This window comes from Ruegeria sp. O11, from assembly GCF_056535285.1.
The window spans coordinates 49,304-74,879 of sequence record NZ_JBQERS010000012.1; the positions used below are offsets into that span (position 1 = coordinate 49,304).

Genomic DNA, 25,576 nt, shown 5'->3' on the forward strand with positions numbered 1-25,576 from the left:
ACCGACCGAAGCCGGTTTTCGAACATTCGTTCCGGATTCCTACTGATGCCCGTCAGTCAGATACCCAGAACAGCCTGTCCCCCCAAGCGAGTGAATCGCTGACTCAGTCGTAGCAAGAGCCCATGGGTCCGGGCAACGAAACTCTGATATTGACTCGGGGTTCAGGGCGAAAGAATCTCTCGACTTCGTGAAGACGCGGCTTTCCGGCAACAATGAAAAAGGCGCCGCTATGCGCGACGCCTTTTTCGCAAATCAACGCTTGACGCGTTTTCCCAAAGAATCAGCCCAGGGCTTTGACGCGTGCCGACAGGCGCGACATTTTGCGGGCTGCGGTGTTCTTGTGGAAGACGCCTTTGGTGACGCCGCGCATCAGCTCGGGCTGAGCGGCGCGCAGGGCAGCGGTAGCCGCGTCCTTGTCACCGGATGCGATTGCTTCTTCAACTTTGCGCAGATGTGTGCGGATGCGCGAACGGCGTGCTTTGTTTACAGCAAAACGCTTTTCGTTCTGACGAGCGCGTTTCTTTGCCTGGGGCGAATTTGCCATGTGTCTCTGACCTTTTGTTCGGTACGGTTATCTAGGGTCGCGCGCCACGGACATATCCGCACCGGATCAGAAATCACGAGTGTGAGTCGGGCCAAGCGGGCCGCACGCGCATGTATGACGGCGATCTCTACCCAAGTTTAAAGGTTTTGCCAAGCTGATTCTTCACAAGAGCTTCAGTAGAAAAAAAACGGGACCAAGCCCGCCTGAATTCACTGAATGTCCGTTATCGTTACTTGTCGCGGAACTGAGCCGCACGTTTTTCCAGAAACGCGGCCATGCCCTCTTTCTGATCTTCAGTTGCAAACATCGAATGAAACACCCGGCGCTCAAACAGCATGCCCTCGCTCAATGGCAGTTCATAGCTTCGGTTCACGGCTTCCTTGGCCGCGATTGCCGTGATCTGCGACTTCTCAGCGATCTTCTGCGCCGCACCGGTTGCTTCTTCGATCAGCTTCTTGGCAGGCACGACGCGGCTGACCAGCCCCGCACGCTCGGCCTCTTCCGCGTCCATGAACCGACCGGTCAAGTTCATATCCATTGATTTGGACTTGCCGACAAATCGTGTCAAACGCTGGCTGCCGCCGAGTCCTGCGATGACGCCCAGATTAATCTCGGGTTGGCCGAACTTGGCCGTATCCGCCGCGATGATGAAATCACACAGCATTGCCAGCTCACAACCTCCGCCCAGCGCATAACCCGCAACAGCGGCAATGATCGGTTTGCGGATCGCCGAAACCCGGTCATTCGCGTCGGCAAAAAGGTTGATGTTGAAGACATCGACATAGCTCATCTCGGACATCTCTTTGATGTCCGCACCAGCCGCAAAGGCTTTGTCCGAACCGGTGATGACGATGCAGCGCACCTTGTCGTTGCTGTCTGCTTCTTCCAGCGCATCACACAACTCACCCAGTAACTGGGTGTTCAGCGCATTCATCGCATCTGGTCTGTTGAGCTTGATTAGGGCGACGTGGTCTTCGATTTCGACGATGATCGTCTCAAAAGCCATGAGGTGTAAGCTTCCGGTTGTTCCGTTCAAGTACGATTCCTTACCACGCGAATTCGCTGGATCAAGTTATCTTTGGCATTGCGCGCAATAGAAGGATGAGCGACCGGACTGGGTGATTCTCTTGATTTCGGCGCCACAACCTTCGGTTCTGCAGGGCTCGCCTTCGCGGCCATAGACGTCGAAGCTGTGCTGAAAATATCCAAGTTCTCCATCGGCTTGGCGGAAATCGCGCAGCGATGACCCGCCCGCTTCAATCGCGTCCTGCAGCACCTTCCGAATGATCGGCACAAGGGCCGCAACGCGTAGCGCAGAAATCTGTCCGGCTTTGCGACGTGGCGACACCTTGCCGCGATAAAGCGCTTCGCAGACGTAGATATTTCCCAATCCGGCAACGATTCCCTGATCAAGCAACGCGGATTTGACCGGGCTATTCTTACCTTTGAACGCCTCAATGAGGTGCTGTTCGTGGAAATCGTTGCCCAATGGTTCAGGTCCCAGAACTGACAGCAGCTTGTGATCCTCTGCCATGGCTGTCGGCAGCAGATCCATGGCTCCGAACCGACGCGGATCGTTAAAAGTGATACGGGTGCCGTTGGCCATATGAAAGACTACGTGATCATGCTTTTCCGGCATCGGGTGTTTGTGGGCAAATTGCCCTAGAGGATCACCAGATACGGTCATACGCCCGGACATACCAAGATGGATCAGCAGTGTTTCTCCACTGTTCAGATCGGCCAGAATGTATTTCGATCGTCTACGCAATCGGTCGACGCGCTGCCCAGTCAATCGTTCAGCCATCCGCTCGGGGAAAGGCCAGCGCAAATCGGGGCGGTTTACGTCCGCCCTTTGGATTACGACGCCTTCCATCGCCGGGGATAGACCGCGTCTTACTGTCTCGACCTCGGGCAATTCGGGCATTAGATGGTTCCTATTCCAAAGGGCCGCATTGTGCCCGCCTCTTATGGCCCTATAACAGAGGCGAAATTCGACGAACGGCAAGGCAAATGTCCAACAACAGCGACAAGACCACTCATTTCGGGTTTGAAACCGTGCGCGAGGCAGACAAGGCCGGGCGCGTACAGGGCGTGTTCAACTCGGTCGCCTCGAAATACGATGTGATGAACGATGTCATGTCGATGGGCATTCACCGGGTCTGGAAAGACGCAATGATGGATTGGCTTGCCCCGCGCCCCGGTCAACGGTTGCTGGACGTTGCAGGTGGGACCGGAGATATCTCTTTTCGCTTCCTGAGACGCGCGGGCCACGGCCATGCCACGGTTCTGGACCTGACGGAGCCTATGCTGGTCGAAGGCCGCCAGCGCGCCGAGGCAGACCAGATGTCCGACAGCCTGAACTGGGTGGTGGGCGATGCGATGTCCCTGCCGTTCGAGGACAATACGTTCGACGTCTATACAATTTCCTTCGGCATCCGGAATGTTACCCGCCCGCAAGAGGCATTGAACGAGGCCTATCGCGTGCTGAAACCCGGTGGCCGCCTGATGGTGCTTGAATTCAGCCAACTGCCCAATGACGGACTGCAAAAGCTTTATGACCTCTACAGCTTCAACGTCATTCCACGCATGGGCAAACTAATCGCCAATGACTACGACAGCTATCAATACCTGGTGGAATCGATCCGCAAGTTCCCGGATCAGGAGACATTCCTGACCATGGTCCGCGCCGCCGGGTTCGAAAACGCCAAGTACCGCAATCTCAGCATGGGTATCGCGGCACTGCATTCCGGCTGGAAGATCTAGATGCGCGGCCCACACAACATTATCCGCCTGATCCGCACAGGCGCAACGCTCGAGCGCACGGGTGCCATGAACGTGGTATTAGACGCGTTCGAAGCTCCTCGGGCTATCCGCATTCTCGCACATGTTCTGGGCAAACCATTTCAGTGGCTGGGGTACAAAGGGGATCCCCAGATGCCGCCCGCAACCCGCGCCCTAACTGCTCTTGGACCCGCCTATATCAAGTTCGGACAAGTCCTTTCGACCCGCCCCGACGTGGTTGGAAATGAACTGGCTGAACAACTGCGTGTCTTGCAGGATAAGCTTCCGCCATTCTCCAAGGCCGAAGCCATGGCCGAGGTCGAGAAAGAGCTGGGCCAACCCCTTTCAGAAATGTTCAGCGATTTCAGTGAGCCTATCGCCGCAGCCTCAATCGCTCAGGTCCACAAAGCTAAGCTGGCCAGCACGGGTGAAGATGTTGCCGTCAAAGTCCTGCGCCCCGGAATTGAACGCGCCTTCCGTAAAGATGTAGACGCCTTTTATTTCGCCGCCCGAATTGTCGACCTGTTTGCCCCCGGTGCTCGTCGCTTGCGCCCTATGGAGGTGATCGAGCATTTTGACGGAGTTGTCCGCGGCGAGTTGGACCTGCGCCTAGAAAGCGCTGCTGCTTCGGAATACGCCGCCAACACCAAGGATGATTCCGGGTTCTGGCTGCCTCCGGTCGTCTGGTCCTTGTCCGCACGCCGGGTGATGACACTCAGCTGGGCCGATGGAATCCCGCTGGGCGACAATGACGCGCTGGACGCTGCAGGCCACAATCGCAGCGATCTGGCAGAACGTGTGTTGCGCCTTTTCCTGCTGCACGCCCTTCGCGATGGCTATTTCCATGCGGATATGCACCAAGGGAACCTGAAGGTCGCCGCGAATGGAGACATTATTGCCTATGACTACGGCATCATGGGGCATATCGACGAATACACCCGTCGGGTCTATGCCGAAATCCTCTTCGGCTTCATCCGCCGCGACTACAAACGTGTAGCCGAAGTCCATTTCGAGGCCGGCTATGTCCCTGCCAACCAGGATGTCGACGAATTCGCCCGCGCCCTGCGCGCAGTCGGAGAACCCATCTTCGGCATGGACGCGACCCATATCTCAATGGGCCGACTGCTCAGCTATTTGTTTGAGGTCACCGAGCGCTTCGGCATGGAAACACGAACTGAACTGATTCTTCTGCAGCGCACCATGGTCGTGGTCGAAGGCGTTGCCCGATCACTCGACGATCATATGAATATCTGGGAAGTCGCGCGCCCGGTCGTCGAGGATTATATCAAAAGCTCCATCGGCCCCCGGGCCGCCCTGAGAGATTTTGGAAAGACCGCAATGGTGCTGGCCCGATTCGGCCCACGCTTGCCTGCGCTGGTTGAAAACGCCCTGATTGCGCAAACCACGAAAGATGACCAGCAAACTTCCGGCAAGACAACGTTGCTTCTACCTGCCGCCATTGGCGCAGCCGTTGGAATCGCAGCCACACTTGTCGTGATGACATTCGGCTAACAACAACCCGCCTGCTTCATCTGGCCACAAATATCTTCGGGGGGAATCGCGCCACCGGCGCGATGGGGGGCAGACAGCCCCCTCCGCTCGACCTCAATCAGAGCCGCTCGATGGCAATGGCAATCCCCTGCCCACCGCCAATACACATGGTGATAAGCGCCTTGGAACCACCAACACGCTCCAACTCATACAGCGCTTTCAGGGTGATAATCGCCCCAGTTGCCCCCACAGGGTGCCCCAACGCAATCGCACCGCCATTCGGATTGACCTTAGCGACATCCAATCCAAGCTCTTGATTGACGGCCAGGGCTTGTGCGGCAAAAGCTTCGTTACTCTCGACCACATCGAAATCACCCGCCGACAGCCCTGTCTTCTTGAACAAGTTCTGCACTGCAGGAACCGGCCCAATTCCCATTACTTCGGGCCGCACCCCAGCATGTGCATATCCCAATATCCGTGCCTTTGGTTTCAATCCGGCCTTGTCAGCAGCATCTGCCGTCGCCAGAACCATTGCTGCAGCCCCATCGTTGATACCCGATGCATTCCCCGCCGTGACGCGTCCTTCTTTCTTGAACACTGGACGAAGGCCCGCCAACGCCTCAGCTGTGGTGGCCTTGGGATGCTCATCCACTTTAAAGTCAACCAACTCGCGTTTGACTTTCACCTGCACAGGCGTGATCTGGCTTTCGAAATATCCAGCGTCAATCGCTGTAGCTGCTCGGCTCTGGCTGGTTAAGGCAAACGCATCCATCTGTTCACGACTGATCTGATGTTCGTCGGCCACATTCTCAGCCGTCACACCCATATGACCGGTTCCGAAAGGACAGTTCAGCGCGCCCAACATCATGTCCAGTGAGGTGACGTCGCCCATCTTGGCGCCCCATCTGGCCTGAGGCACGATGTAGGGGCTGCGTGACATGCTCTCCGCTCCACCAGCCACAGCGAAATCGGCATCGCCCAGTATCAGAGACTGTACCGCTGACACAATCGCCTGCGCGCCGGAGCCACACAAACGATTTACGTTCATCGCCGGAGTCGCATTCGGAATGCCCGCCTGCATCGCTGCTACGCGCGAAAGGTACATATCGCGGGGTTCAGTGTTGATCACATGACCGAAAACCACATGCCCGATTTGCCCACCTTCGACACCCGACCGTTCAAGCGCGGCTTCGGTCGCCACGGTCGCTAAATCAATCGGCGCTGTCGAAGCCAGCGCACCGCCAAAAGTACCGATGGCAGTACGTGCACCATCCAGAATAACGATATCGGTCATGGATCATTCCTCCTGAGTTTGGCCGTAGTATGCACCCGCAGAAACCCTCTGTCGCCTGAGACGTCCCGTCACAGACGGAATTGACATCTATCGATTCAAGGCGCATGAAATTCCGTCATGACGGACAAGACAGACGATATCCTGACACGCCTTCCGACACGCCTTAAAGAGGCGCGCCGGGCCCAGGGCCTTTCCCTCGAAGCGGTCGCAAATCTCAGCGGCGTATCGCGATCCATGGTCAGCCAGATCGAGAGGGGAGAAAGCAGCCCAACAATTTCGACCCTGTGGAACCTGACCCGAGCTCTGCAGGTGGATTTTGCCGGGTTGCTGGAAGACGCGAAGACTACCGACCAGATCGAGGTTCTCAAAAACTCCGAGGTGCCCAGCATCGATAACATGGGAGAGAACTGCCGCATCCGGATCCTCTCACCGCCAGAAGAGGCCGGCGGTCACGAGGTCTATGACATTCAGCTCGACAAAAACGGCGCCCTGAACAGCCAACCCCATGCGCGCGGTGCACGGGAACAATTGACCGTGTTGGAAGGGTCAGTTCGAGTTACTTCGGGCGCGGCAGTGAGCGAACTCAGGCAGGGTGATACAGCCCGATATGCCGCTGACGTTGCGCATTCCATTTCTGCCGACAGCCCTGCGCGTGTTTTCCTAATTGTAAAGAACGCCTGACTCAGCGATAATCCGCGTTCACGGATATTTTTCCGTAATTTCGTAAATCCCCTATTTGGGATATTCGTCCGTTATGTTAGAAACGCGACTCAGTTGAACGGAGGTCGCCATGGCAGATGCATTCCTGTCCCACATCACGGACACCCTTAAGCAGATCGAATCCGAAGGTCTGTACAAGCGTGAACGAATGATCACCTCGCCTCAGGGCGGTGAGATTACTGTGGGCGGAAAGCAGGTCATCAACCTGTGCGCCAACAACTATCTGGGCCTGGCCGATCACCCCGCCCTGATCGACGCCGCCAAGAACGCCATGGAACCAAAAGGGTTCGGCATGGCCTCGGTCCGCTTTATCTGCGGCACGCAGGATATTCACCGCGAGCTTGAGCAACGGCTGGCCAAGTTCCTGAACAAAGATGATTCAATTCTGTTCGCTGCCTGTTTCGATGCCAATGGCGGGCTATTTGAGCCTTTGTTAGGGCCTGAAGACGCAATCATCTCGGATAGTCTGAACCACGCGTCAATCATCGATGGCGTAAGGCTCTGCAAGGCCAAACGCTATCGCTATCTAAACAATGACATGAATGACCTCGAGGCTTGGTTGAAACAGGCACGCGAGGACGGGGCGCGGCATATCATGATCGCCACCGACGGCGTTTTTTCGATGGATGGCTATCTGGCCAATCTGCCGAAAATACGCGAGCTGGCCGACAAATACGACGCCATCGTCATGGTCGATGATTGCCACGCCACGGGGTTCATGGGGCCAAACGGTGCGGGCACGCCGGATCACTTCGGCGTTGACGTGGATATTCTGACGGGAACTCTGGGCAAGGCACTTGGGGGGGCAATCGGCGGCTACATCGCCGGGCCGCAGCCAGTGATCGACCTGCTGCGGCAGCGGGCGCGGCCCTATCTGTTCTCAAACTCGCTGCCGCCGTCCATCGTCGCTGCCGGTATGGAAGCAATCCGTCTGGTTGAAGAGGGCGACATGCTGCGTGCCCAACTGTTCGGCAACGCCAAATACTGGCGCGCCGGTTTGGAGAAGCTGGGCTTTGATCTGTTGCCCGGTGAGCACCCAATCATCCCGGTGATGCTGGGGGACGCAACGCTTGCGCAAGACATGGCGTCGCGGTTGTTTGATGAAGGCGTCTATGTTTCGGGTTTCTTCTTCCCGGTCGTCCCGCGTGGTCAAGCGCGGATCAGAACTCAGATGAATGCGGCTCTAACAAAGGATGAATTGGATCGCGCGCTCGCGGCCTTTGGCAAAGTCGGCAAAGAGTTGGGGGTGATTTGATGCGACCCAACACGATGAAAGCACTGGAAAAATCCAAGCCCGAGGAAGGTCTTTGGATGGTTCAGGCCCCAGTGCCCGAGATTGGACCGGACGAGGTACTGATCCGCATAAACAAAACCGGCATCTGCGGCACAGATATCCATATCTGGAACTGGGATGACTGGGCCGCAGCCACAGTACCAGTGCCGATGATCACCGGCCACGAATTCGCAGGCGAAATCGTTGAGATTGGTCGCAACGTTACCGGGCTTGAGATCGGCCAGCGCTGCTCGGGCGAAGGGCACCTGATCGGAACCGAAAGTCGCCAGAGTCGCGCTGGCAAGTTCCATCTGGACCCCGGAACGCGAGGCATCGGCGTAAACGAACAAGGTGCCTTTGCGCAATTTTTGAAACTGCCCGCCTTCAACGTGATTCCTTTGCCAGATGATGTGCCGGATGAGATTGGCGCCATCCTCGACCCGCTGGGCAATGCGGTTCATACCGCGCTGAGCTTCGATCTGCTGGGTGAGGATGTTCTGATAACAGGCGCAGGCCCTATCGGCATAATGGCAGCAGCTGTCGCACGCCATGCAGGTGCGCGAAACGTCGTAATCACCGATATCAATGCAGATCGGCTGAAACTGGCGGAACATGTGGTGTCGTCGATACGTACGGTCGATGTAACCATAGAAGAGTTGTCCGATGTCATCACCGAACTGGGGATGAAAGAAGGCTTTGACGTGGGATTGGAGATGTCGGGCTCGCAGGCAGCTTTGGATCAGATGGTCGAAGCGCTGGTCATGGGCGGAAAGATCGCCCTGCTGGGCATCCCGCCGGGCCAATCTCCGGTCGACTGGAGCCGCATTGTCTTTAAAGCCATCACCATCAAGGGCGTCTACGGCCGTGAGATGTTTGAGACATGGTACAAGATGATTGCTATGCTGCAGAACGGTTTGGACGTAAGCCGCGTGATCACCCATCAGTTTGGTGTTGACGATTTTGCCGAAGGTTTCGCAGCAATGAAGTCGGGCCTGTCCGGCAAAGTTGTTCTGGACTGGACCTGACCCTCTGGATAGTTGCAAAACTGGCCCATACACAGGGATCGCGCAACCAACCGGAGGAGCAAGATGGGCAGCACGAAAGATGACCGACTGCTGGAACGCGGAATCGAGGATTCTCTGGTCACCGATTTCGCTGAGACGCATCGCAAAAGCTATGGCGATTTTCTGCAACTCAAAACCCTGTTGAATCTGCAAAAGACCTTTCAGGATCCTGCTCAGCCCGATGAGATGTTATTCATCATCATCCATCAGGTCAGCGAGCTGTGGCTGAAGCTGATGCATCACCAGTTGGTCGAAGTGCGGCGCTTCCTGCAGCAAGATGATTTCGGCCCGGCGATGAAGAATCTCGACCGGATCAAGGCGATCCAGCGGCAGTTGATCACCGCTTGGGAAACGCTGCTGACCATGACGCCCGCCGACTACATGACGTTTCGCGATGCGTTAGGCAGTTCATCAGGCTTTCAGAGTTACGGTTACCGCCAGATCGAGTTCATATTAGGCAACAAGGATGCTTCGACCCTCAAGGTTCATGAACACGATCCGGAGGTCATGGAGATGCTGAGCGCAGCGCTAACCAAACCGTCCCTTTATGACGAAGTGCTGCACATGCTGGCACGGCAGGGGTTCGATGTACCGCAAGACCTGATCGAACGTGACTATTCACAATCCTATTCCGGCGACCCGCGCGTCGTGAAAATCTGGTGCGAGATTTTTCAGGATACCGGCAAGTATTGGGACCTCTATGCTCTGGCTGAGAAGCTGATGGACGTCGAATCGCTGTTCCAGCGCTGGCGATTCGACCACGCCACGGCAGTCGAACGTGTCATCGGGATGCAACCTGGAACAGGTGGCTCGAGCGGCGTGGCCTTTCTGCGCAAGGCACTGGAATTGCGCTTCTTCCACGACCTCTACGATATGCGCACCGAGCTGATGTATGCGGGAGACTGAGGCATGCTTTATCGCGGGTTCACCCAAGATCAACTTGAACAGGAATACTCCCCCAGCTCGATGATTGGTGGCGATCTGACGCCATATCTGGACAGTTATGTTGCGCTCAGCGCGCAGGCCCGGGCACGGATGGATGTGCGCGAAAACCTTGCTTATGGCGACAGTCCGGCGCAGGTTCTGGATTTCTTCCCCTCCTCAGACGCAAACGCACCTTTGCATGTGTTCATTCACGGAGGGTATTGGCAGGCGCTCAGCCAGCGCGAATCCGCCCCAATGGCACCGGTGCTACACGAAAACGGGCAGGCCTTTGCGACCCTGAATTACACACTCGCCCCAGAAGCCAGGTTGGGGCAGATGGTCGAAGAATGTCGCGATGCCTTGCTGTGGCTTGCATCACAGGCCGAGTTATTGGGCTTCGATCCATCAAACATCACCCTGTCAGGTCATAGCGCAGGTGCGCATCTGGTAGCGATGGTCATGGCGACCTCATCCAGCGCGTTGGCGCAGGCGGGTCTAAGAGTGCGTAACGTAATTCTGATCAGTGGCGTTTACGATTTGGAGCCGATTAGCCTGACTTCGGTAAATGATCCCTTGCAACTGACTAAGGTCGAGATTCACGATCTTTCCCCTTGCCTCAATCTGCCCGCGCCGGGGCCGCGCTACAGGGTAACGGTTGCTGAAAGAGATACACCAGAATTTGTTCGACAAAGCCGTGACTATGCGGACTTGCTACGAAAAGCAGGACATTCGGTCAGTTTCGACCTTCAACAGGGTAAACATCACTTCGACATCATCATGCCCTCGGGCTCGTTTTTGTCGTCGCGCAGCGAATAACCCCAAAAAGAAAACAGCGGCCCAATTGAGCCGCTGTCTTAAATCTCTCGCTGGAAGCCAGATCAGTCGAGCGTCCGGGTCACTTCTTCGCGTTCGAAGATCTCGATCACGTCGCCTGCGCGGATGTCGTCGTAGTTTTCGAACGCCATACCGCATTCCTGACCCGACTGAACTTCGGTCACTTCGTCCTTGAAACGCTTCAGCGTCTTCAGCGTGCCTTCGTGAATCACCACGTTGTCGCGCAGCAGACGAACACCTGCGGAACGACGCGCCACGCCTTCGGTGACCAGACAGCCGGCAACTTTGCCAACGCCGGTAACCTTGAAGACTTCGCGGATCTCGGCGTAACCGATGAACTTCTCGCGGATCTCGGCGCTCAGCAGGCCGGATGCGGCTGCCTTCACGTCATCCACGAGGTCATAGATCACCGAATAATACCGGATCTCGACGCCTTTCTGGTTCGCGGTGTTTCGCGCTGACGCATTGGCACGAACGTTGAAGCCAAAGATCGGAGCGCCCGAGGCTTCGGCCAGACCGACATCCGTTTCGGTAATCGCGCCAACACCCGAGTGCAGAACGCGTACGCGCACTTCCTCATTGCCGATCTTCTCCATCGCCTGAACGATGGCTTCGGCAGAACCCTGCACGTCAGCTTTCATCAAGATCGGCAGCTCGGTGACGTTCTCGTCTTCTTTGGCCTTCTGCATCAGCTGCTCAAGGGTGGTCGCGGCACCAGCTGCGGCGCGCTTGTCCTTGGCTGCTTGCTCACGATAGGCAGCAATCTCACGGGCCTGCGCTTCGGTCTCGGTCACGTTCAGAACGTCGCCCGCTTCAGGCGTACCGTTCAGACCAAGAACCTCAACGGGAACCGAGGGGCCGGCTTCTTTGACGCGGTCGCCTTTGTCGTTGATCAACGCACGGACCTTACCATACTGCTCACCCACGACGAAGATATCACCCTGACGCAGAGTGCCGTTCTGAACCAGAACGGTGGCAACGGGACCACGGCCCACATCAAGCTGCGCCTCGATCACGGCACCTTGGGCGGCGCGGTCGGGGTTGGCTTTCAGTTCCAGAATCTCGGCCTGCAGCGCGATGGCTTCCAGCAGTTCATCGAGACCTTGACCGGTGATGGCGGACACTTCGACGTCCTGAACCTCACCTGACATCTTTTCGACGATGACTTCGTGCTGCAGCAGATCGGTCCGCACCTTGTCCGGGTTCGCATCCGGCTTATCGACCTTGTTGATCGCCACGATCATCGGCACTTCGGCCGCCTTGGCGTGGTTGATCGCCTCGATCGTCTGCGGCATCACCGCATCATCGGCAGCCACAACCAGAACCACGATATCAGTGACCTGAGCACCGCGCGACCGCATTGAAGTAAAGGCTGCGTGGCCCGGCGTATCAAGGAAGGTCAGCGTGGTGCCACCATCGGTTTTCACCTGATAGGCGCCGATATGCTGGGTAATGCCACCGGCTTCGCCCGCCACAACGCGCGCGTCACGAATCGCGTCCAGCAATGATGTCTTACCATGGTCAACGTGGCCCATGATGGTGATGACCGGCGGACGCGGCTGCAGATCGTCATCGCTGTCTTCGACTTCTTTGATGACGTCTTCAACATCCGAATCAGAGACGCGGGTCACCTTGTGCCCAAACTCTTCGATGATCAGCTCAGCGGTATCAGCGTCGATGGTCTGGTTCTGCGTGACCATCATGCCCATCTGCATCAGCGATTTGACAACGTCAGCCACGCGCTCGGCCATACGGTTGGCCAGTTCCGAGACCATGATCGCCTCGGGCAACTGAACGTCGCGGATCACCTTTTCCCGCTCGACCGGGCCGCCCATGGCTTTCTGGCGCGCACGCTCCTGCTTGCGCTTCATCGCAGCCATTGAACGCTGACGATTACCTTCACCACCGGTGGCCTGACCCAGTGTCAGCTTGCCCGAACGGCGGTTGTCGTCACGGCCTTTGCCGCGGCCACGCTGCTCGCGCTCGCGGTCTTGCTTGCGGGGTGTAGCCGCTGGCGCCGGTTTGTTGGCCGGACCGCGTGCCGTACGCGGTTGTTCTTCGGGCGCGGGTGCCGCGGCAGCGCGCTTGGCGGCTTCTTCCGCCTCTTTGCGCTTGCGTTCTTCTTCCTCGGCCTTGGCACGAGCACGCTCTTCAGCCTCACGCTGTTCGCGTTCCTTGGCTTCCTGTTCGGCCCGGCGGCGCGCACGTTCTTCTTCACGCGCCTTCTCTTGTGCCTCGCGCGCAGCGGCCTCTTCAGCCTCGCGCGCTTTGGCAGCTTGCAACGCCTTCATTCGGCGCGCCATTTCCGCATCGGAAATACCCGCCGGACGACGCGAAGGATCACCCGAAGGTGCCGCACCACCACTTGGTTTGGTCGCGCCCGGCTTGGGTACGACCACGCGTTTGCGTTTGGTCTCCACCACGACATTCTTGGTACGTCCGTGGCTGAAACTCTGTTTCACATTTCCGGGGCGTGCCCCGCCACGAAGACCCAATGTCTTTTTGCCGTCACTATCGCTCATTAAGCTTCTTACCCTTCCGAGCGGCCCTTGCCGCCGTCATCCTTTTCGCGCAAGCCACGCAGGCGCTGCGCTTCCTCTACAACACGTTTGGCGAGTCCGCCAGAGGCCATGGCCGCATGAATCACGGTTTGGCGCCCAAATGCCGCCCCAAGCTCATCCGCCGTCAGCCAGCCGATGTATTTTCCAAAGTGCGGCGTGCTGAGTTTCGACTTACCGCGCCCTGATCCGTCCGAGGCTTGAATCAACACCTGGGCCTCTTCCCGGTCCAGCCACGACTTGACCTTTTCATACCCGGCGACCGCATCTCCGGACTTGCGCGCCAAACTGATCAGCTCGATCACCCGGCGCGCCACCTGTTTTTCGACCTCATCTGTTAGATCCTTGGCCGCACTCACCTGCGCCTTGAACCCACGCGAGAACAGTTTCTTACTCACTGCTTTGTCCAGCGCGGCGCGATCCGCCGCCACATAGACCCCGCGCCCCGGCAATTTAGCCGCAACATCGGGAAAGACCTGACCGTCCGGCCCTGCCACAAAGCGGATCAAGCCATATTTAGGCTGAATCTCGCCAGTGGCGATGCACTTGCGTTCAGGGCCTTCCGACCGATCCTTTTGGACGCCACCGCGACCCATGTCAGCCACCCGAGGCCTGAGATCAGGCCTCGACCTCCTCATCGGTTGCTTCGCCGTCTTCTTCGGCCTGCTCCAATTCAGCCGGATCAACCCAGCCCAACATGATGCGCGCCGTCATGACCAAGTCCTGAGCCTCTTCCAGCGTCACGCCGAAAGGTTCCAGAACACCATCATCCTTGATGCGCTCTCCATCAACTGTGGTCCAGCCACCGGCCAGTTCCCAGTCGGCACAGGTTGCGAAGTCTTCCAGCGTCTTCACATCGTCCTTGGCCAGCGCCTCTACCATCTGGGGTGTCAGGCCTTCGAATTCAATGAGGCTGTCCTCGGCGCCCAGCGCACGGGCCGCATCCAACGCCGCCTTGGCTTGTGCTTCCAGGAATTCGCGCGCACGGGTCTGCAGTTCTTGCGCGGTGCCTTCGTCAACACCGTCGATGACCAGCAGTTCCTCAATTTCGACATAGGCCACTTCTTCGAGGTTGGTAAATCCTTCCGAAACCAGAAGTTGCGCGAAGAACTCGTCCAAATCCAGCGTTTCCATGAACAGCTGTGTACGGGCTTCGAACTCTTTCTGACGGCGGGCCGATTCTTCGGCTTCGGTCATGATGTCGATGTCCAGGTTGGTCAGCTGGCTGGCCAGACGCACATTCTGACCGCGGCGACCGATGGCCAGCGAAAGCTGCTCTTCGGGTACAACCACTTCGATCTTACCGGCTTCTTCGTCCAGAACCACCTTGGAAACCTCTGCAGGCTGCAGTGCGTTCACCAAGAAGGTCGGCTGATCTTCGTTCCACGGGATGATGTCGATCTTTTCACCCTGCAGCTCGTTCACAACGGCCTGCACGCGGCTGCCGCGCATACCAACGCAGGCACCCACGGGATCAATCGAGCCGTCATACGAGATCACAGCGATCTTGGCGCGCGAGCCGGGGTCACGGGCCACGGCCTTGACCTCAATGATGCCATCATAGATTTCGGGCACTTCCATCTTGAACAGCTCAGCCATGAATTCCGGCGCGGTGCGCGACAGGAAGATCTGGTGACCACGCACCTCGCGGCGGACTTCCTTGATATAGGCGCGCACACGGTCATTCGGGCGATAGCTTTCGCGGCCGATCTTGTCATTGCGGCGCAGAACGGCTTCGGCACCGCCCAGATCGACGATGACGTTGCCGAATTCCTCGCGCTTGACCGCACCGTTGATGATGGTGCCCGCGCGATCCTTGAATTCTTCGTACTGACGGTCGCGCTCTGCTTCGCGGACCTTCTGCAAGATCACCTGCTTGGCGGATTGTGCCGCGATACGGCCCATCTCAACCGGCGGAACCTCTTCAACGAAGACATCACCGACCTCAGGGTTTTCCATATATTGTTTGGCCTGCTCAACGGTGAACTCAGCCTGATAGTTCTCAAGTTCTTCATCTTCAACCACGGTACGGACGCGGGTAAAGGTCGCCTTGCCGGTTTTGCGGTCGATCGACACGCGGATATCCATTTCCGCGCCGTAGCGGCTCTTGGCGGCACGGGCGAGCGATTCCTCCATCGCTTCGACAACCAGACCGGGGTCGATCATCTTTTCGCGGGCCACGGCCTCGGCGGTCTGCAGCAGCTCCAGCTGGTTGGCTGAGGTGATTGCCATCAGTTCGTCTCCTCTTCGGACCCTTCGGTCTCTATCTCGTCGAAAGCGTTTTCGTTCAGGGCACCGGCGTCTTTGCGCTGGCGCAGCATTTCCTTGATCAGTTCATCAGTCAGGACCAGCTTGGCGTCGCTCAGCCAGTCGAATTGCAGACCGATGGTGATCGTCTCGTCCCCTTCGGGGATATTGATCAGTACCTCATCCCCTTCGATCCCGGCCAGTTCACCCTTAAAGCGGCGGCGGCCGTCGATCAGTTCAGCGGTCTCAATCTTGGCCTCGTATCCTTCGAAGGTCTCGAAATCCTTAAGACGGGTCAGAGGGCGGTCGATGCCGGGGCTGGACACTTCAAGCGTATAGGCATCAAGAATCGGGTCCGCGACGTCCAGCGTGGCACTCACTGCGTTCGAAATCTCGGCGCAGTCATCTACTTCGATGCCGCCATCGGGCTTGTCGGCCATGATCTGCATCGTGGTGGTCTTGCCGCTCATCAGGCGGATGCGCACCAGCTCATATCCCAGATCCTCGATCACGGGTGTGATAATCTCGGCCAGTCGCCGGTCAATGGCTGCTTTCGCTATCAAGTCGTTTGTCATTCAGGTTCTCTACCCTGTCATCGGGCACAAAAAAACGGGCGCGCGGCCCGTCGAGATTTCCGGTGGAGCCCCAGACCAGAAGTCCAACGCGCCGCTGTTGCAACTGCATATACGCAGGCTTTTCCGAGTCTGCAACCCCCGGCGAAAATCGTGATCGGATTTAGGCCAGCCACCACCGCTCGGCGATGCGCCCATCGTCCAGCGACCCCCTGCCAATCTGACGCGGCATGCCAACATGCGCGGCCACCGCCAGCGCCATGTCGGTCTTACTTGGATGGTATCTGAGACCGCGTTGATCCTTAAGCTCATCACCTTCGGGCAGGGCAGCAATGTCCACATAGCCATCCCGCAAAGCCTCGGCCCGCACACGCGCATCAGGGATCACAATGATTTCCAACGCATCAGCCCAACCCGCGTGGCCATTTTTGTAGTGGCCCGCCACCTTGCGCCCAAGGAAATGGCGAGAATCCTCGGCCCGTTCTACACTATAGCACCCCGTGCCCGTTGCCTTGTTCAATGGGGTAACTCCCTGCCCGTCACGTGCCACGACAAACCGACTGTCGGCAAGCAAGAAGGGCAAACCAGGATTGGGCGCGGCCAGTTCCAACCTAACGCGATCAGGGGCCAGGGCCTCCGCGCGTCCGATGTCTGAAAATACCGCCGCTACATCGTCTGCATGCATGGCGGATCCATCATGGAACATCGCGTCGTCGCGTAGATCAAAGCTCCATACACGCGCGTGTTCTTCAGCCTGCCAAGCTTTTGCCAGTTCGCCGCGCAAGGTCCCATCTGATGCGACTTCGGTCAGGGTGTCGAACACGGCGCCGCGCGCTAATATTTCCAAACTCTCATCGCGCGGAACCGCTAGCCGCAGCTTGCCACCTGTCTTTGGTGTATCCGCCAGCGACCCGCCCGTCGCCGCCAGCAAGGCGGCGGCAGCACCCGAGGCAAACAATGCACGACGGTCGATCCTGGTCATGCCGTACCCTCCGCCACGCGGTCCATAATCCGGACCAGCTCAACGCTTATACCCGGTTCTGACAAGGCGTGCCCTGCCTGGCGCACCATTTTCAAGTCAACGCCAGGCCATCGCTGCGCCAGGTTCCAGGCCGCTTGCGGTGGACAGATCATATCATACCTTCCCTGCACGATATGGCCGGGAATATGTGCGATACGGTCCATCTGGTCCAGAATCTGGCCATCATACTCGAGAAACGCGCCGTTCCTGAAATAATGATTTTCCAGCCGTGCAAAGGTACGGGCGTATTCCCCGGGGCTTTCCCCAACCGATCCGTTGGTGTGGATTGAGGCCAGAGCGTTCTCCCAATGAGACCAAGCGCGCGCAAAGAGGATCTCGGTCGCACGATCGCCCGAAAAGAGGCGCTTGTGATAGGCATTGATCGCGTCAGACTGTTCGGCCTCGGGCAACAGGGATGCAAACTTGGCCCACTGTTCCGGCCAAAACTTGCCCGCACCGCCACCATAAAACCAATCGAGCTCGGCCTGTGTCGCCAGAAACACGCCGCGCAACACCAAACGGTTGACCCGATCCGGGTGTGTCTGCGCGTAAATCAAAGCCAGTGTTGCACCCCAGCTGCCGCCAAAGACAATCCAGTCCTCGATACCAATCAGCGTTCGCAACCGTTCGATATCCGCGACCAGATGCCAGGTCGTATTGTCTTCGACCGAGGCCGTGGGCCTTGAACGACCACAACCGCGCTGATCAAAGAGAATCACCCGGTAGACATCCGGGTCGAAATAGCGCCGCATTGCGGGGCTGCAACCGCCACCCGGCCCACCATGCAGCACCACGACCGGTATCCCATTGGGATTACCGCATTGTTCCACATAAATGCGGTGCCCATCGCCCATATCAACGACGCGCTGATCGAACGGATCGATCGGCGGGTAAAGATATTGAACTGCGCGCTTTTGGTCCGGGTACTTGTCCATTATGGCCCTATATAGTCCTTAAGCGTAAAAGAGCACACGGAGACAGGAATGCAAGCGCATCCGAACACGGTCGACCCGTCCGAGATCGCAAAATTCGAGGCGATGGCCGCCGAATGGTGGGACCCACATGGGAAATTCAAACCTTTGCACATGCTGAATCCGTGCCGTCTGGACTATATCACCCAACAGATTGCTGGGGAATTTGACCGGGATCTTAAGGACCCGCGTCCGTTCGAGGGCCTGCGCCTGCTGGATATCGGATGCGGCGGCGGCTTGCTGAGCGAACCGATGGCGCGCCTTGGGGCTGAAGTGGTCGGAGCCGATGCCGCCGAGGGCAACCTGCCCGTCGCCCGCATCCATGCCGAGCAATCGGGGTTGCAAATCGATTATCGCCACACCACCGCCGAGGATATGGTAGCCGCAGGTGAGCAGTTTGACGTGGTGCTGAACATGGAAGTGGTCGAACATGTGGCCGATCCGCTGGGTTTCCTGACCGCCTCGCAGCAGTTGTTGAAACCGGGCGGGCTGCTGATCTGCTCGACCATCAACCGCAACCCGAAATCCTATGCTATGGCGATTTTCGGGGCCGAGGTCGTCATGCGCTGGCTACCGCGCGGCACGCATGAGTGGAACAAGTTCATCACGCCGGATGAGCTGTTCGACCTGCTGCGTCAGGCCGGACTGGAGCCGGTGGACCGCAAGGGCTTTGTCTTCAACCCGATCCTGTGGAGCTGGTCGATCTCGGACCGGGATTTGAGCGTGAATTATGTGACGGCGAGTGTGAAGGCGGGATAGGATGGGTGTAAACACCATCCAAATGCTGACAAAAATTAACTCTTCAAAAGCTATTTAGATGGAACTTGAGCGCGGCATCGCTCTTTATCAATCGGGGCGCGATTTACAGGCGAGAGCGGCTTTCAAACGTGCCCTTCAATATTCACACGCAGCCCCACAGAGTTGGGTACAAGGCTCATTGATCGTATGAACACCTTTGAAGATATGGGCGCTGTAGATCTTTGAGAGTCGGTTGTCTCGAAAACCAAATAGTTGCGCTCTTCACTCCCCCTCCAACTGCAACCGCAAATCTCGCAGCACCGGCAGCGTGCTGCGGACGCGCTCCAGCCCCAGCTCTCCGACGACGCGGTTGATCAGCGGGGCAATCGAGGAAATCGCCTGATCGCGCGCGCGGCGGCCGGCGGGGCTGATGGCGACCATTTTGCGGCGGGCGTCGTCCCAGTCGGGGCGTATGTGAATGTATCCAGCCCATTCCAGCTTGGCCAAGGTGTTGGTCATCGCTCCGCGCGTGACGTGGAACGTGTTGGCCAGCTGCGCCGGGCTGCGTTCATCTCCGACAAAGACCAGATGGTTCAGAACTGAGAAATGTGAGATTTCCATGCCCTTAGGCAGCACCCGGCTCAGCCGGTTGCGCAATAGCTGGTCTGCGGTCAGTATTTCGCTAAACAGCGTGACCGCCAGGGCATTTTTCTCGTCCGTCATAAGCCCGGTTCTGGATCAGGGACCTCTGAAAGGCCGTACATGGGTCAATGAGGGCACCCGCTGGCGCGCCTCGGACACAGAACTATCATGCAATTCGAAAAAGTGAATGCCCGGATCGGTGCCTGCGTCGATGACGACCTCTCCCCAAGGGGCCACGACCATGCTGTGGCCATGGGTATATCGGGTCTTGCCGCGCGTCTTTGGATGCTCGCCGGCTTGCGCCGGGGCAAGCACCCAGCAACCTGTTTCAATCGCCCGTGCGCGCAGCAGGGATTCCCAATGTGCAGCACCTGTGACCGGCGAAAACGCTGCCGGAACCGTCAGAATCCGTGCTCCGGCCTGCGCCAGCGCTGCATACAGGTGCGGAAAGCGGATATCATAGCAGATCGTCAGACCAACTTTCCCGAAATCTGTATCTGCGATCACGGCATTCTCGCCGGGACGATAGTTCTTCGATTCGCGGAACGTCTCGGTCTCACTGACCTGCACGTCAAACATGTGGATCTTGTCGTATCGCGCCACGATCTGCCCCTGCGGGTTAATCATGAAGCTACGGTTGGCAAAGCGGCCATCGGCATCGTGGGTCTTTATCCCCAAAGAGCCGATCAGCAGCCAAACACCCAAATCAGCGGCCTGCTTGCGCAGGCCAGCCAGGGTGATGTCATCCTCTTCATGCTGCAGAACTTCGCGCTGCCGCGTAGTGCTGGTCGACACGCAGTTCGTCACCTCGGGCGTCAAGATAAAGCCCGCGCCTTGCTCTGCCGCCTCGGCCATCATGGCGCGCACCATGTCCAGATTCTGGACCGGGTCGTCCGACGAAGTGATTTGCAGCAGAGCGGTCTGCATCAGGCCGCGAGCAGGCGATCCAGCTTGCCCTGACGTTCAAGCTCATAGAGGTCATCGCAACCGCCAACATGAGTTTGGCCGATGAAAATCTGCGGGACAGTGCGTTTCCCACCCGCCCGCTGGATCATCTCGGGTTTGCGTTTGGGATGCATCAGCACGTCGACTTCTGAGAACTTAACGCCTTTCTGCTTCAACAGCCGTTTGGCAGCGTGGCAAAAGCCGCACAGCGGCGAGGTGTAGATTTCTACCGGCTTCATATTTCGTCCCTTTGGGTTCCGCACATTCATGGGCGAATTAGGCATCCTTGGCAACGCGCGCCAGTACCAACACGAAAATATGATTTGCTCCTGAAGCACGACAGACACGCGCGCAGGCCTCCAGTGTCGCACCCGAGGTCATAACGTCATCGACCAGAAGAATATCGCGGCCCTGTGTCATACGTTCTCGTTTCGGATGTACAGCTATGGCGTCGGCGAGTGCTGCGGCACGTTCAACCGCTGTTTTGCCATCCAGGACAGGCGTGCGTCTGGTTCGAACCAAAAGATCAGGGCATACGGCCAGACCCGTTTCCTGACCCAGATGATGCGCAAGCAGTGCGGATTGGTTATATCGCCTGCGGATCATTCGGGACCAACGCAGCGGGACTGGCGCGATCAACATGTTGGGGCGAAACACTTCGGACCCGGCTTGTGCCATCCAGCGCGCAGCCGGGCGCGCCAGTTCCGTACGATCCCCATGTTTCAACGCCAGTATCAGCGATTTGGCACCCCCTTGATACATCAGAGCTGCCCGACCGTCCTGCCAAGCGCGCGGCCTTGTGAGGCAGTCGTCGCATTCGATTCTATGCCCATCCCGTGCGCCGGGGACCGGCACGCCGCAACTTTCGCAAACTGCGCCGCCAATAAATGGTGTGTCTCGCCAGCATGGACCGCAGAGGCCAAAGTCGGATTCGGTCAGCACACCGCATGAAAGGCAACGCGGGGGATAGATCATCTCGACAACGGTTTGAATCCCCTGACGAATGCGATACTTGCGGCTTATGAAACTGCCGTCCGACACTGCACCCTCTCTGTTTGACCGCGCTGCGCTCGCGCTCCACCGCAGCCGCGCGCAGGATGAGGCGCTGTTTCTGCACCGCGCCGCAGTTGACGAGGTGCAGGATCGTCTATCGATGGTTAATAAAACCTTTAAGGCGCCTGTCGTCGTGACCCCGTTTCCACACATCTGGGAAGGGTTATGGCCCGAGGCCCGGATCATCCCGGATGATGAGGTTCTGGACCTGACACCAGGCAGGCATGACCTGGTGATACACGCGATGGCGCTGCATTGGGCAAACGACCCGGTTGGCCAATTAATCCAATGCCATCGTGCGTTGAAGCCCGATGGTTTGCTCTTGGTCGTTTGCTTGGGAGGTAACACCCTTCAGGAATTGCGTGCGGCACTGGGTCAGGCGGAGATAGAGGTTACGGGCGGTCTAAGCCCGCGTATTGCACCGATGGCAGAATTACGTGATCTGGGCGCGTTGCTGCAACGGGCTGGTTTGGCTTTGCCCGTTGCAGACAAGGCAACGTTATCTGCCGAATATCGCGACCTTAACCATCTGATGCATGATTTGCGCGCTATGGGAGAAACCAATGCGCTGCAAGATCGTCTGAAGCAACCGACCCGGCAGGCTGTTTTCGAGAAAGCGCAGGAAATCTATGCCGCTCATTTCGCAACCTCCCAAGGCCGTTTGAGGGGAACTTACGAACTGGTCTGCCTGACAGGCTGGTCCCCTGATGACAGTCAGCCCAAACCTTTACGTCCGGGATCGGCCCAAATGCGCCTTGCTGATGCGTTGGGCACGGATGAGGGCAAACTGCCCGATTGACGACCGGCCTTTTCCCGTTATCTCAGGCCAGACACATAAATTCAGGAAGCTTCACATGTTTGATGCCACTCGTCCTACCCACGCGCCCGCAGAGCATCCCAAGGTTAAAACGGGACGTGTCGGTGTCCTGCTGGCCAACTTGGGCACACCTGACGATTATAGCTATTGGCCCATGCGGCGTTATCTGAATGAATTTTTGTCAGACAAGCGCGTGATCGACTACCCGGCCTGGAAATGGCAGCCCATTCTGCAAAGCATCATCCTGACCAAACGCCCTTTCAGTTCGGGCGAAGCGTACAAGTCGATCTGGAATCACGACAAGGGTGAAAGCCCTTTGATGACGATCACCAAGGACCAGACCGCCAAGATACGCGAGGCGATGCACGAACAGTATGGCGATCAGGTCATGGTCGAATTCTGCATGCGCTACGGGAATCCTTCGACCCCTTTAAAGGTGCGCCAGATGGTGGAAGAAGGCTGTGATCGCATCCTTTTCTTCCCGCTCTACCCGCAATATGCCGGGGCTACGACCGCCACAGCGAACGATCAATTCTTCCGTGCATTGATGAAAGAAACCTGGCAGCCGGCCAGCCGAACTGTGCCGGCCTATTTCGATGAACCCTCTTATATCGACGCACTGGCAAGTTCGGTCGAGCGTACCTATGCAGTGATGGAGACCAAACCGGATGTCCTCGTCTGCTCGTATCATGGCATGCCGGAACGCTATCTGCAGCAAGGTGATCCCTACCATTGCCAGTGCGTCAAAACCTCAAGACTTCTGAAAGAGCGTTTGGGTTGGTCAGATGACCAGCTTGTCTCAACCTTCCAATCGCGATTTGGGCCGGAAGAGTGGCTGAAACCCTACACCGTCGATCATGTGGCCGATCTTGCGCGGGCAGGTAAGAAAAATATCGCCGTTATCGCGCCTGCGTTCTCTGCCGACTGCATCGAAACGCTGGAAGAGATCAACGAAGAGATCAAGGAAAGCTTCGAACACGCGGGCGGCGAATCGTTCACCTATATCCCGTGCCTCAACGATGACGATTCGCATATCGCGGCACTGAGCAAGGTGATCCAAGACAATTTGTGCGGCTGGTTGGAATGACGGCCCACTTAACCAAACACAAAAAAAGGCGGTGGTTTGCACCACCGCCTTTTTAAATTGATAAAGTCTCGTCGACTTAGCTTGCTGCAACAGCTGCGGCAACTACAACCAGCAGGATCAGCGGCAGGATGATGCCCTGCGACGAACCTTGGGTTTCTTCGACAACAACAGGTGCTTCAACAACCGGCTCTTCCAGGTTGCCAGCATATGCGGTCGAAGCAGCAGCAGTCAGAGCAGCAGCGAGAACGAGTTTCTTCATATTAACCTCCAGAATTTGCGCGATTCCCAATAGCGAAACCGCACATCTAAGACTTACCTCGTGAGTTTTTCTAATCAGCTATCCCCATGGATTGCAATTGCAACTTACGTAAATGGCAGGTTCGTGCGCGAAAATGTCGTCAAATTAGCAACACTTGCGTACCGACCTTGGCCATTGAGAACAACTCAGCGATATCTTCGTTGAACAAACCAATGCATCCGTTCGAAGACCGACGGCCGATTTTGCGTGTATCATGGGTGCCGTGAATGCGATAATATTTCCAACTCAGATATAAAGCGTGCGTTCCCAATGGGTTATCAGGTCCCGGCGGGATATAATCAGGCCATTCGGGGTTGCGTTTTTTCATCGATGGCGTCGGTGACCAACTTGGACCCTCGACTTTGCGGATGACACTGGTGCGCCCACGACGGGTCAATTCTTCGGTCAATGGCACTGACGAGGGGTACAGTTTGTATACGGATTGATCATCTGACCAATAATGCAGCGCTCGGGATACCGTATCGACCAGAATGGCGCCGTTTCTGGTATTGGAAAAGTAAGGCTGCCAATCCAGCGCCCTGAATCCGGATACATTGCGTCGTACCTGAGGCTCAGGTTCGGGCGCAGGGCGCAACGGATCACCCGGAATGTATTGGGCTAGCGCAGGCGAAGCCAAACTGGCAGTGGCAGCCGCCAGAAAGCCGCGACGCGTCGGAGACAAAAGAGTTTTCTTGACCATGTTGAGCGGTCCTTTGTTATGAGCAAATGCAATTTCTGTGATATTTTATGGCCAGAATGCTTCAGTCGCAAATCAAACCGGCAGAATCACGCAAGGTTGGGCCTTTGTGCGTTTGCTCTGGGCGCTCAGGCAGGCTATTTCCGTGGTTGACACTAAATTCAGGCCGATCATGACACGTATTCTTTCTCTTCTAGCGATTTGTTTAGTCGCACTTGCCGCATGTACCGATTCGGGTACGACAACTCTTGGTGCTGATGGCAGGCCATTGCCGAGCGTCTATAAAATCCGCGGCAACCCAGAAAAGTTGCAGTTCCGGATGCTGGATTCAGTAAACGCACTACGGCAAGCCTCAGGTCTGCAGCAAGTTCAGTTGAACGCACAGCTGAACGCTGCCGCCGAGACTCACTCTAAGGACATGGCCCGCCAAAATCGGCCCTGGCATTTTGGTTCGGATGGGTCTTCCCCCCTGGATCGGGCTTCGCGGGTCGGATATTATGGCACCTTCCTGGGCGAAGCGATCTCGGAGACCTATGAGACCGAGACGGAAACGCTGGCTGCTTGGATGCAGGAACCCGGACCGCGTGCGGTAATAATGGACCCCAAAGCCACACAGATGGGCTTTGCCTGGCACCAGGAAAAAGGCGGTAAAATCTGGTGGACATTGGAGATGGGCACCGGCGGCTGAGTAATCCGGTCACAGGATCGAACGAACCTTTGACTGTCTATCACCCATGCGAAACGAGCACCCTCGCAGACACTTGCGAGGGTGCTGTCATTTCAGAGAGGCCAATTTGGTAAAAAGTGAGCTCAAACGGCCTACTGCAGCGAACTAAAATGTGTGGTGGCGTTGGATAGCAACTTGCATTGGGTTTTAACGCTGCTTACGCGGCATCTGCTAAAGCGTGACATTGTTCACGGTGATATCCATCGTGTTCATCTAAGCAATCCCAATGCGAATTAAGATACCCAGACAAAACAGAAAATGGATATCGCTGATTTTGT

General features: G+C 57.2%; 27 protein-coding genes. 11 read left to right on the forward strand and 16 right to left on the reverse strand.

Translation table 11 applies throughout. The annotated features are described in order from the left end of the window. Positions 1–280: 280 nt before the first annotated feature. The 3 genes from rpsT to mutM form a co-directional block, all read right to left on the reverse strand. Entirely contained in the window at positions 281–544 is a 264-nt protein-coding gene (gene rpsT / locus ACRZ91_RS17620) for a 30S ribosomal protein S20 (RefSeq protein WP_010442545.1), read from the reverse strand. A 229-nt stretch (positions 545–773) separates the two neighbouring features. Beyond that, entirely contained in the window at positions 774–1,550 is a 777-nt protein-coding gene (locus ACRZ91_RS17625; RefSeq protein ID WP_010442544.1) for an enoyl-CoA hydratase, read from the reverse strand. Between the two features lie 66 nt (positions 1,551–1,616). Continuing rightward, complete coding sequence (gene mutM / locus ACRZ91_RS17630) at positions 1,617–2,468, reverse strand: bifunctional DNA-formamidopyrimidine glycosylase/DNA-(apurinic or apyrimidinic site) lyase (RefSeq protein ID WP_480907424.1); 852 nt, start codon at positions 2,466–2,468, stop codon at positions 1,617–1,619. An 86-nt stretch (positions 2,469–2,554) separates the two neighbouring features. On the opposite strand from mutM, the gene ubiE reads away from it, so the two are divergent. Further along, positions 2,555–3,307: a bifunctional demethylmenaquinone methyltransferase/2-methoxy-6-polyprenyl-1,4-benzoquinol methylase UbiE gene (ubiE, locus tag ACRZ91_RS17635; RefSeq protein WP_480907426.1), complete on the forward strand. Its 753-nt coding sequence runs from the start codon at positions 2,555–2,557 to the stop codon at positions 3,305–3,307. Beyond that, on the forward strand, positions 3,308–4,837 hold the full coding sequence (gene ubiB, locus ACRZ91_RS17640; RefSeq protein ID WP_260023706.1) for a 2-polyprenylphenol 6-hydroxylase: 1,530 nt from the start codon (positions 3,308–3,310) through the stop codon (positions 4,835–4,837). Between the two features lie 97 nt (positions 4,838–4,934). Here the strand turns inward: ubiB and ACRZ91_RS17645 are convergent, their stop codons facing one another. Then, entirely contained in the window at positions 4,935–6,110 is a 1,176-nt protein-coding gene (locus ACRZ91_RS17645; RefSeq protein ID WP_480907428.1) for an acetyl-CoA C-acyltransferase family protein, read from the reverse strand. A 117-nt stretch (positions 6,111–6,227) separates the two neighbouring features. Here ACRZ91_RS17645 and ACRZ91_RS17650 point away from each other — a divergent pair, with 117 nt between their 5' ends. The 5 genes from ACRZ91_RS17650 to ACRZ91_RS17670 all read left to right on the forward strand — a co-directional run bounded on the left by ACRZ91_RS17650 (position 6,228) and on the right by ACRZ91_RS17670 (position 10,907). After that, positions 6,228–6,791 carry a helix-turn-helix domain-containing protein gene (locus tag ACRZ91_RS17650; protein WP_480907430.1) on the forward strand — a complete coding sequence of 188 codons (564 nt, stop codon included), beginning with the start codon at positions 6,228–6,230 and terminating at the stop codon, positions 6,789–6,791. A gap of 109 nt (positions 6,792–6,900) precedes the next feature. After that, positions 6,901–8,085 carry a glycine C-acetyltransferase gene (locus ACRZ91_RS17655; protein WP_480907432.1) on the forward strand — a complete coding sequence of 395 codons (1,185 nt, stop codon included), beginning with the start codon at positions 6,901–6,903 and terminating at the stop codon, positions 8,083–8,085. A gap of 14 nt (positions 8,086–8,099) precedes the next feature. After that, a complete protein-coding gene (tdh, locus tag ACRZ91_RS17660) occupies positions 8,100–9,128 on the forward strand; it encodes an L-threonine 3-dehydrogenase (RefSeq protein WP_480907521.1) in 1,029 nt (342 codons plus the stop codon). Between the two features lie 63 nt (positions 9,129–9,191). Beyond that, a complete protein-coding gene (locus ACRZ91_RS17665) occupies positions 9,192–10,073 on the forward strand; it encodes a tryptophan 2,3-dioxygenase (RefSeq protein ID WP_170775891.1) in 882 nt (293 codons plus the stop codon). 3 nt (positions 10,074–10,076) lie between these two features. Further along, positions 10,077–10,907 carry an alpha/beta hydrolase gene (locus tag ACRZ91_RS17670; RefSeq protein ID WP_170546721.1) on the forward strand — a complete coding sequence of 277 codons (831 nt, stop codon included), beginning with the start codon at positions 10,077–10,079 and terminating at the stop codon, positions 10,905–10,907. A gap of 62 nt (positions 10,908–10,969) precedes the next feature. Here the strand turns inward: ACRZ91_RS17670 and infB are convergent, their stop codons facing one another. The 6 genes from infB to pip all read right to left on the reverse strand — a co-directional run bounded on the left by infB (position 10,970) and on the right by pip (position 18,258). After that, positions 10,970–13,447, reverse strand: coding sequence for a translation initiation factor IF-2 (gene infB / locus ACRZ91_RS17675; protein ID WP_010442534.1), 2,478 nt, complete (start codon positions 13,445–13,447; stop codon positions 10,970–10,972). 8 nt (positions 13,448–13,455) lie between these two features. Next, positions 13,456–14,079, reverse strand: coding sequence for an RNA-binding protein (locus ACRZ91_RS17680; RefSeq protein WP_170473632.1), 624 nt, complete (start codon positions 14,077–14,079; stop codon positions 13,456–13,458). Between the two features lie 22 nt (positions 14,080–14,101). Next, positions 14,102–15,715, reverse strand: coding sequence for a transcription termination factor NusA (gene nusA, locus ACRZ91_RS17685; RefSeq protein ID WP_010442532.1), 1,614 nt, complete (start codon positions 15,713–15,715; stop codon positions 14,102–14,104). Continuing rightward, positions 15,715–16,305, reverse strand: a complete 591-nt coding sequence (gene rimP, locus ACRZ91_RS17690; RefSeq protein WP_480907435.1) for a ribosome maturation factor RimP — start codon at positions 16,303–16,305, stop codon at positions 15,715–15,717. Before rimP ends, nusA begins: the two co-directional genes overlap by 1 nt. 160 nt (positions 16,306–16,465) lie before the next feature. Continuing rightward, positions 16,466–17,284: an ABC transporter substrate-binding protein gene (locus ACRZ91_RS17695; protein ID WP_480907437.1), complete on the reverse strand. Its 819-nt coding sequence runs from the start codon at positions 17,282–17,284 to the stop codon at positions 16,466–16,468. Then, positions 17,281–18,258: a prolyl aminopeptidase gene (gene pip, locus ACRZ91_RS17700; protein ID WP_480907439.1), complete on the reverse strand. Its 978-nt coding sequence runs from the start codon at positions 18,256–18,258 to the stop codon at positions 17,281–17,283. The genes ACRZ91_RS17695 and pip overlap by 4 nt, the downstream gene beginning before the upstream one ends. Before the next feature lie 48 nt (positions 18,259–18,306). On the opposite strand from pip, the gene ubiG reads away from it, so the two are divergent. Continuing rightward, positions 18,307–19,053: a bifunctional 2-polyprenyl-6-hydroxyphenol methylase/3-demethylubiquinol 3-O-methyltransferase UbiG gene (gene ubiG / locus ACRZ91_RS17705; RefSeq protein WP_480907441.1), complete on the forward strand. Its 747-nt coding sequence runs from the start codon at positions 18,307–18,309 to the stop codon at positions 19,051–19,053. A 261-nt stretch (positions 19,054–19,314) separates the two neighbouring features. Here the strand turns inward: ubiG and ACRZ91_RS17710 are convergent, their stop codons facing one another. The 4 genes from ACRZ91_RS17710 to ACRZ91_RS17725 are packed head-to-tail and all read right to left on the reverse strand — an operon-like array spanning position 19,315 to position 21,660. Further along, entirely contained in the window at positions 19,315–19,755 is a 441-nt protein-coding gene (locus ACRZ91_RS17710; protein WP_010442526.1) for a MarR family winged helix-turn-helix transcriptional regulator, read from the reverse strand. 15 nt (positions 19,756–19,770) lie between these two features. Then, complete coding sequence (locus ACRZ91_RS17715; protein ID WP_480907442.1) at positions 19,771–20,601, reverse strand: carbon-nitrogen hydrolase family protein; 831 nt, start codon at positions 20,599–20,601, stop codon at positions 19,771–19,773. After that, positions 20,601–20,858, reverse strand: coding sequence for a glutaredoxin 3 (gene grxC, locus ACRZ91_RS17720; RefSeq protein WP_010442524.1), 258 nt, complete (start codon positions 20,856–20,858; stop codon positions 20,601–20,603). The genes ACRZ91_RS17715 and grxC overlap by 1 nt, the downstream gene beginning before the upstream one ends. 37 nt (positions 20,859–20,895) lie before the next feature. After that, complete coding sequence (locus ACRZ91_RS17725; protein ID WP_480907445.1) at positions 20,896–21,660, reverse strand: double zinc ribbon domain-containing protein; 765 nt, start codon at positions 21,658–21,660, stop codon at positions 20,896–20,898. Between ACRZ91_RS17725 and ACRZ91_RS17730 the strand changes: the two genes are divergently transcribed. Next, positions 21,641–22,471: a methyltransferase domain-containing protein gene (locus tag ACRZ91_RS17730; protein ID WP_480907447.1), complete on the forward strand. Its 831-nt coding sequence runs from the start codon at positions 21,641–21,643 to the stop codon at positions 22,469–22,471. The two genes, ACRZ91_RS17725 and ACRZ91_RS17730, sit on opposite strands and share 20 nt — an antisense overlap. 55 nt (positions 22,472–22,526) lie before the next feature. Beyond that, complete coding sequence (gene hemH, locus ACRZ91_RS17735) at positions 22,527–23,576, forward strand: ferrochelatase (protein ID WP_480907449.1); 1,050 nt, start codon at positions 22,527–22,529, stop codon at positions 23,574–23,576. A 76-nt stretch (positions 23,577–23,652) separates the two neighbouring features. Here hemH and ACRZ91_RS17740 read toward each other — a convergent pair whose 3' ends face one another. Further along, positions 23,653–23,835: a hypothetical protein gene (locus ACRZ91_RS17740; protein ID WP_010442520.1), complete on the reverse strand. Its 183-nt coding sequence runs from the start codon at positions 23,833–23,835 to the stop codon at positions 23,653–23,655. 139 nt (positions 23,836–23,974) lie between these two features. Next, complete coding sequence (locus ACRZ91_RS17745) at positions 23,975–24,574, reverse strand: L,D-transpeptidase (protein ID WP_010442519.1); 600 nt, start codon at positions 24,572–24,574, stop codon at positions 23,975–23,977. A gap of 169 nt (positions 24,575–24,743) precedes the next feature. On the opposite strand from ACRZ91_RS17745, the gene dalA reads away from it, so the two are divergent. Further along, positions 24,744–25,259, forward strand: a complete 516-nt coding sequence (dalA, locus tag ACRZ91_RS17750; RefSeq protein WP_170473605.1) for a divisome-associated lipoprotein DalA — start codon at positions 24,744–24,746, stop codon at positions 25,257–25,259. Positions 25,260–25,576: the final 317 nt, after the last annotated feature.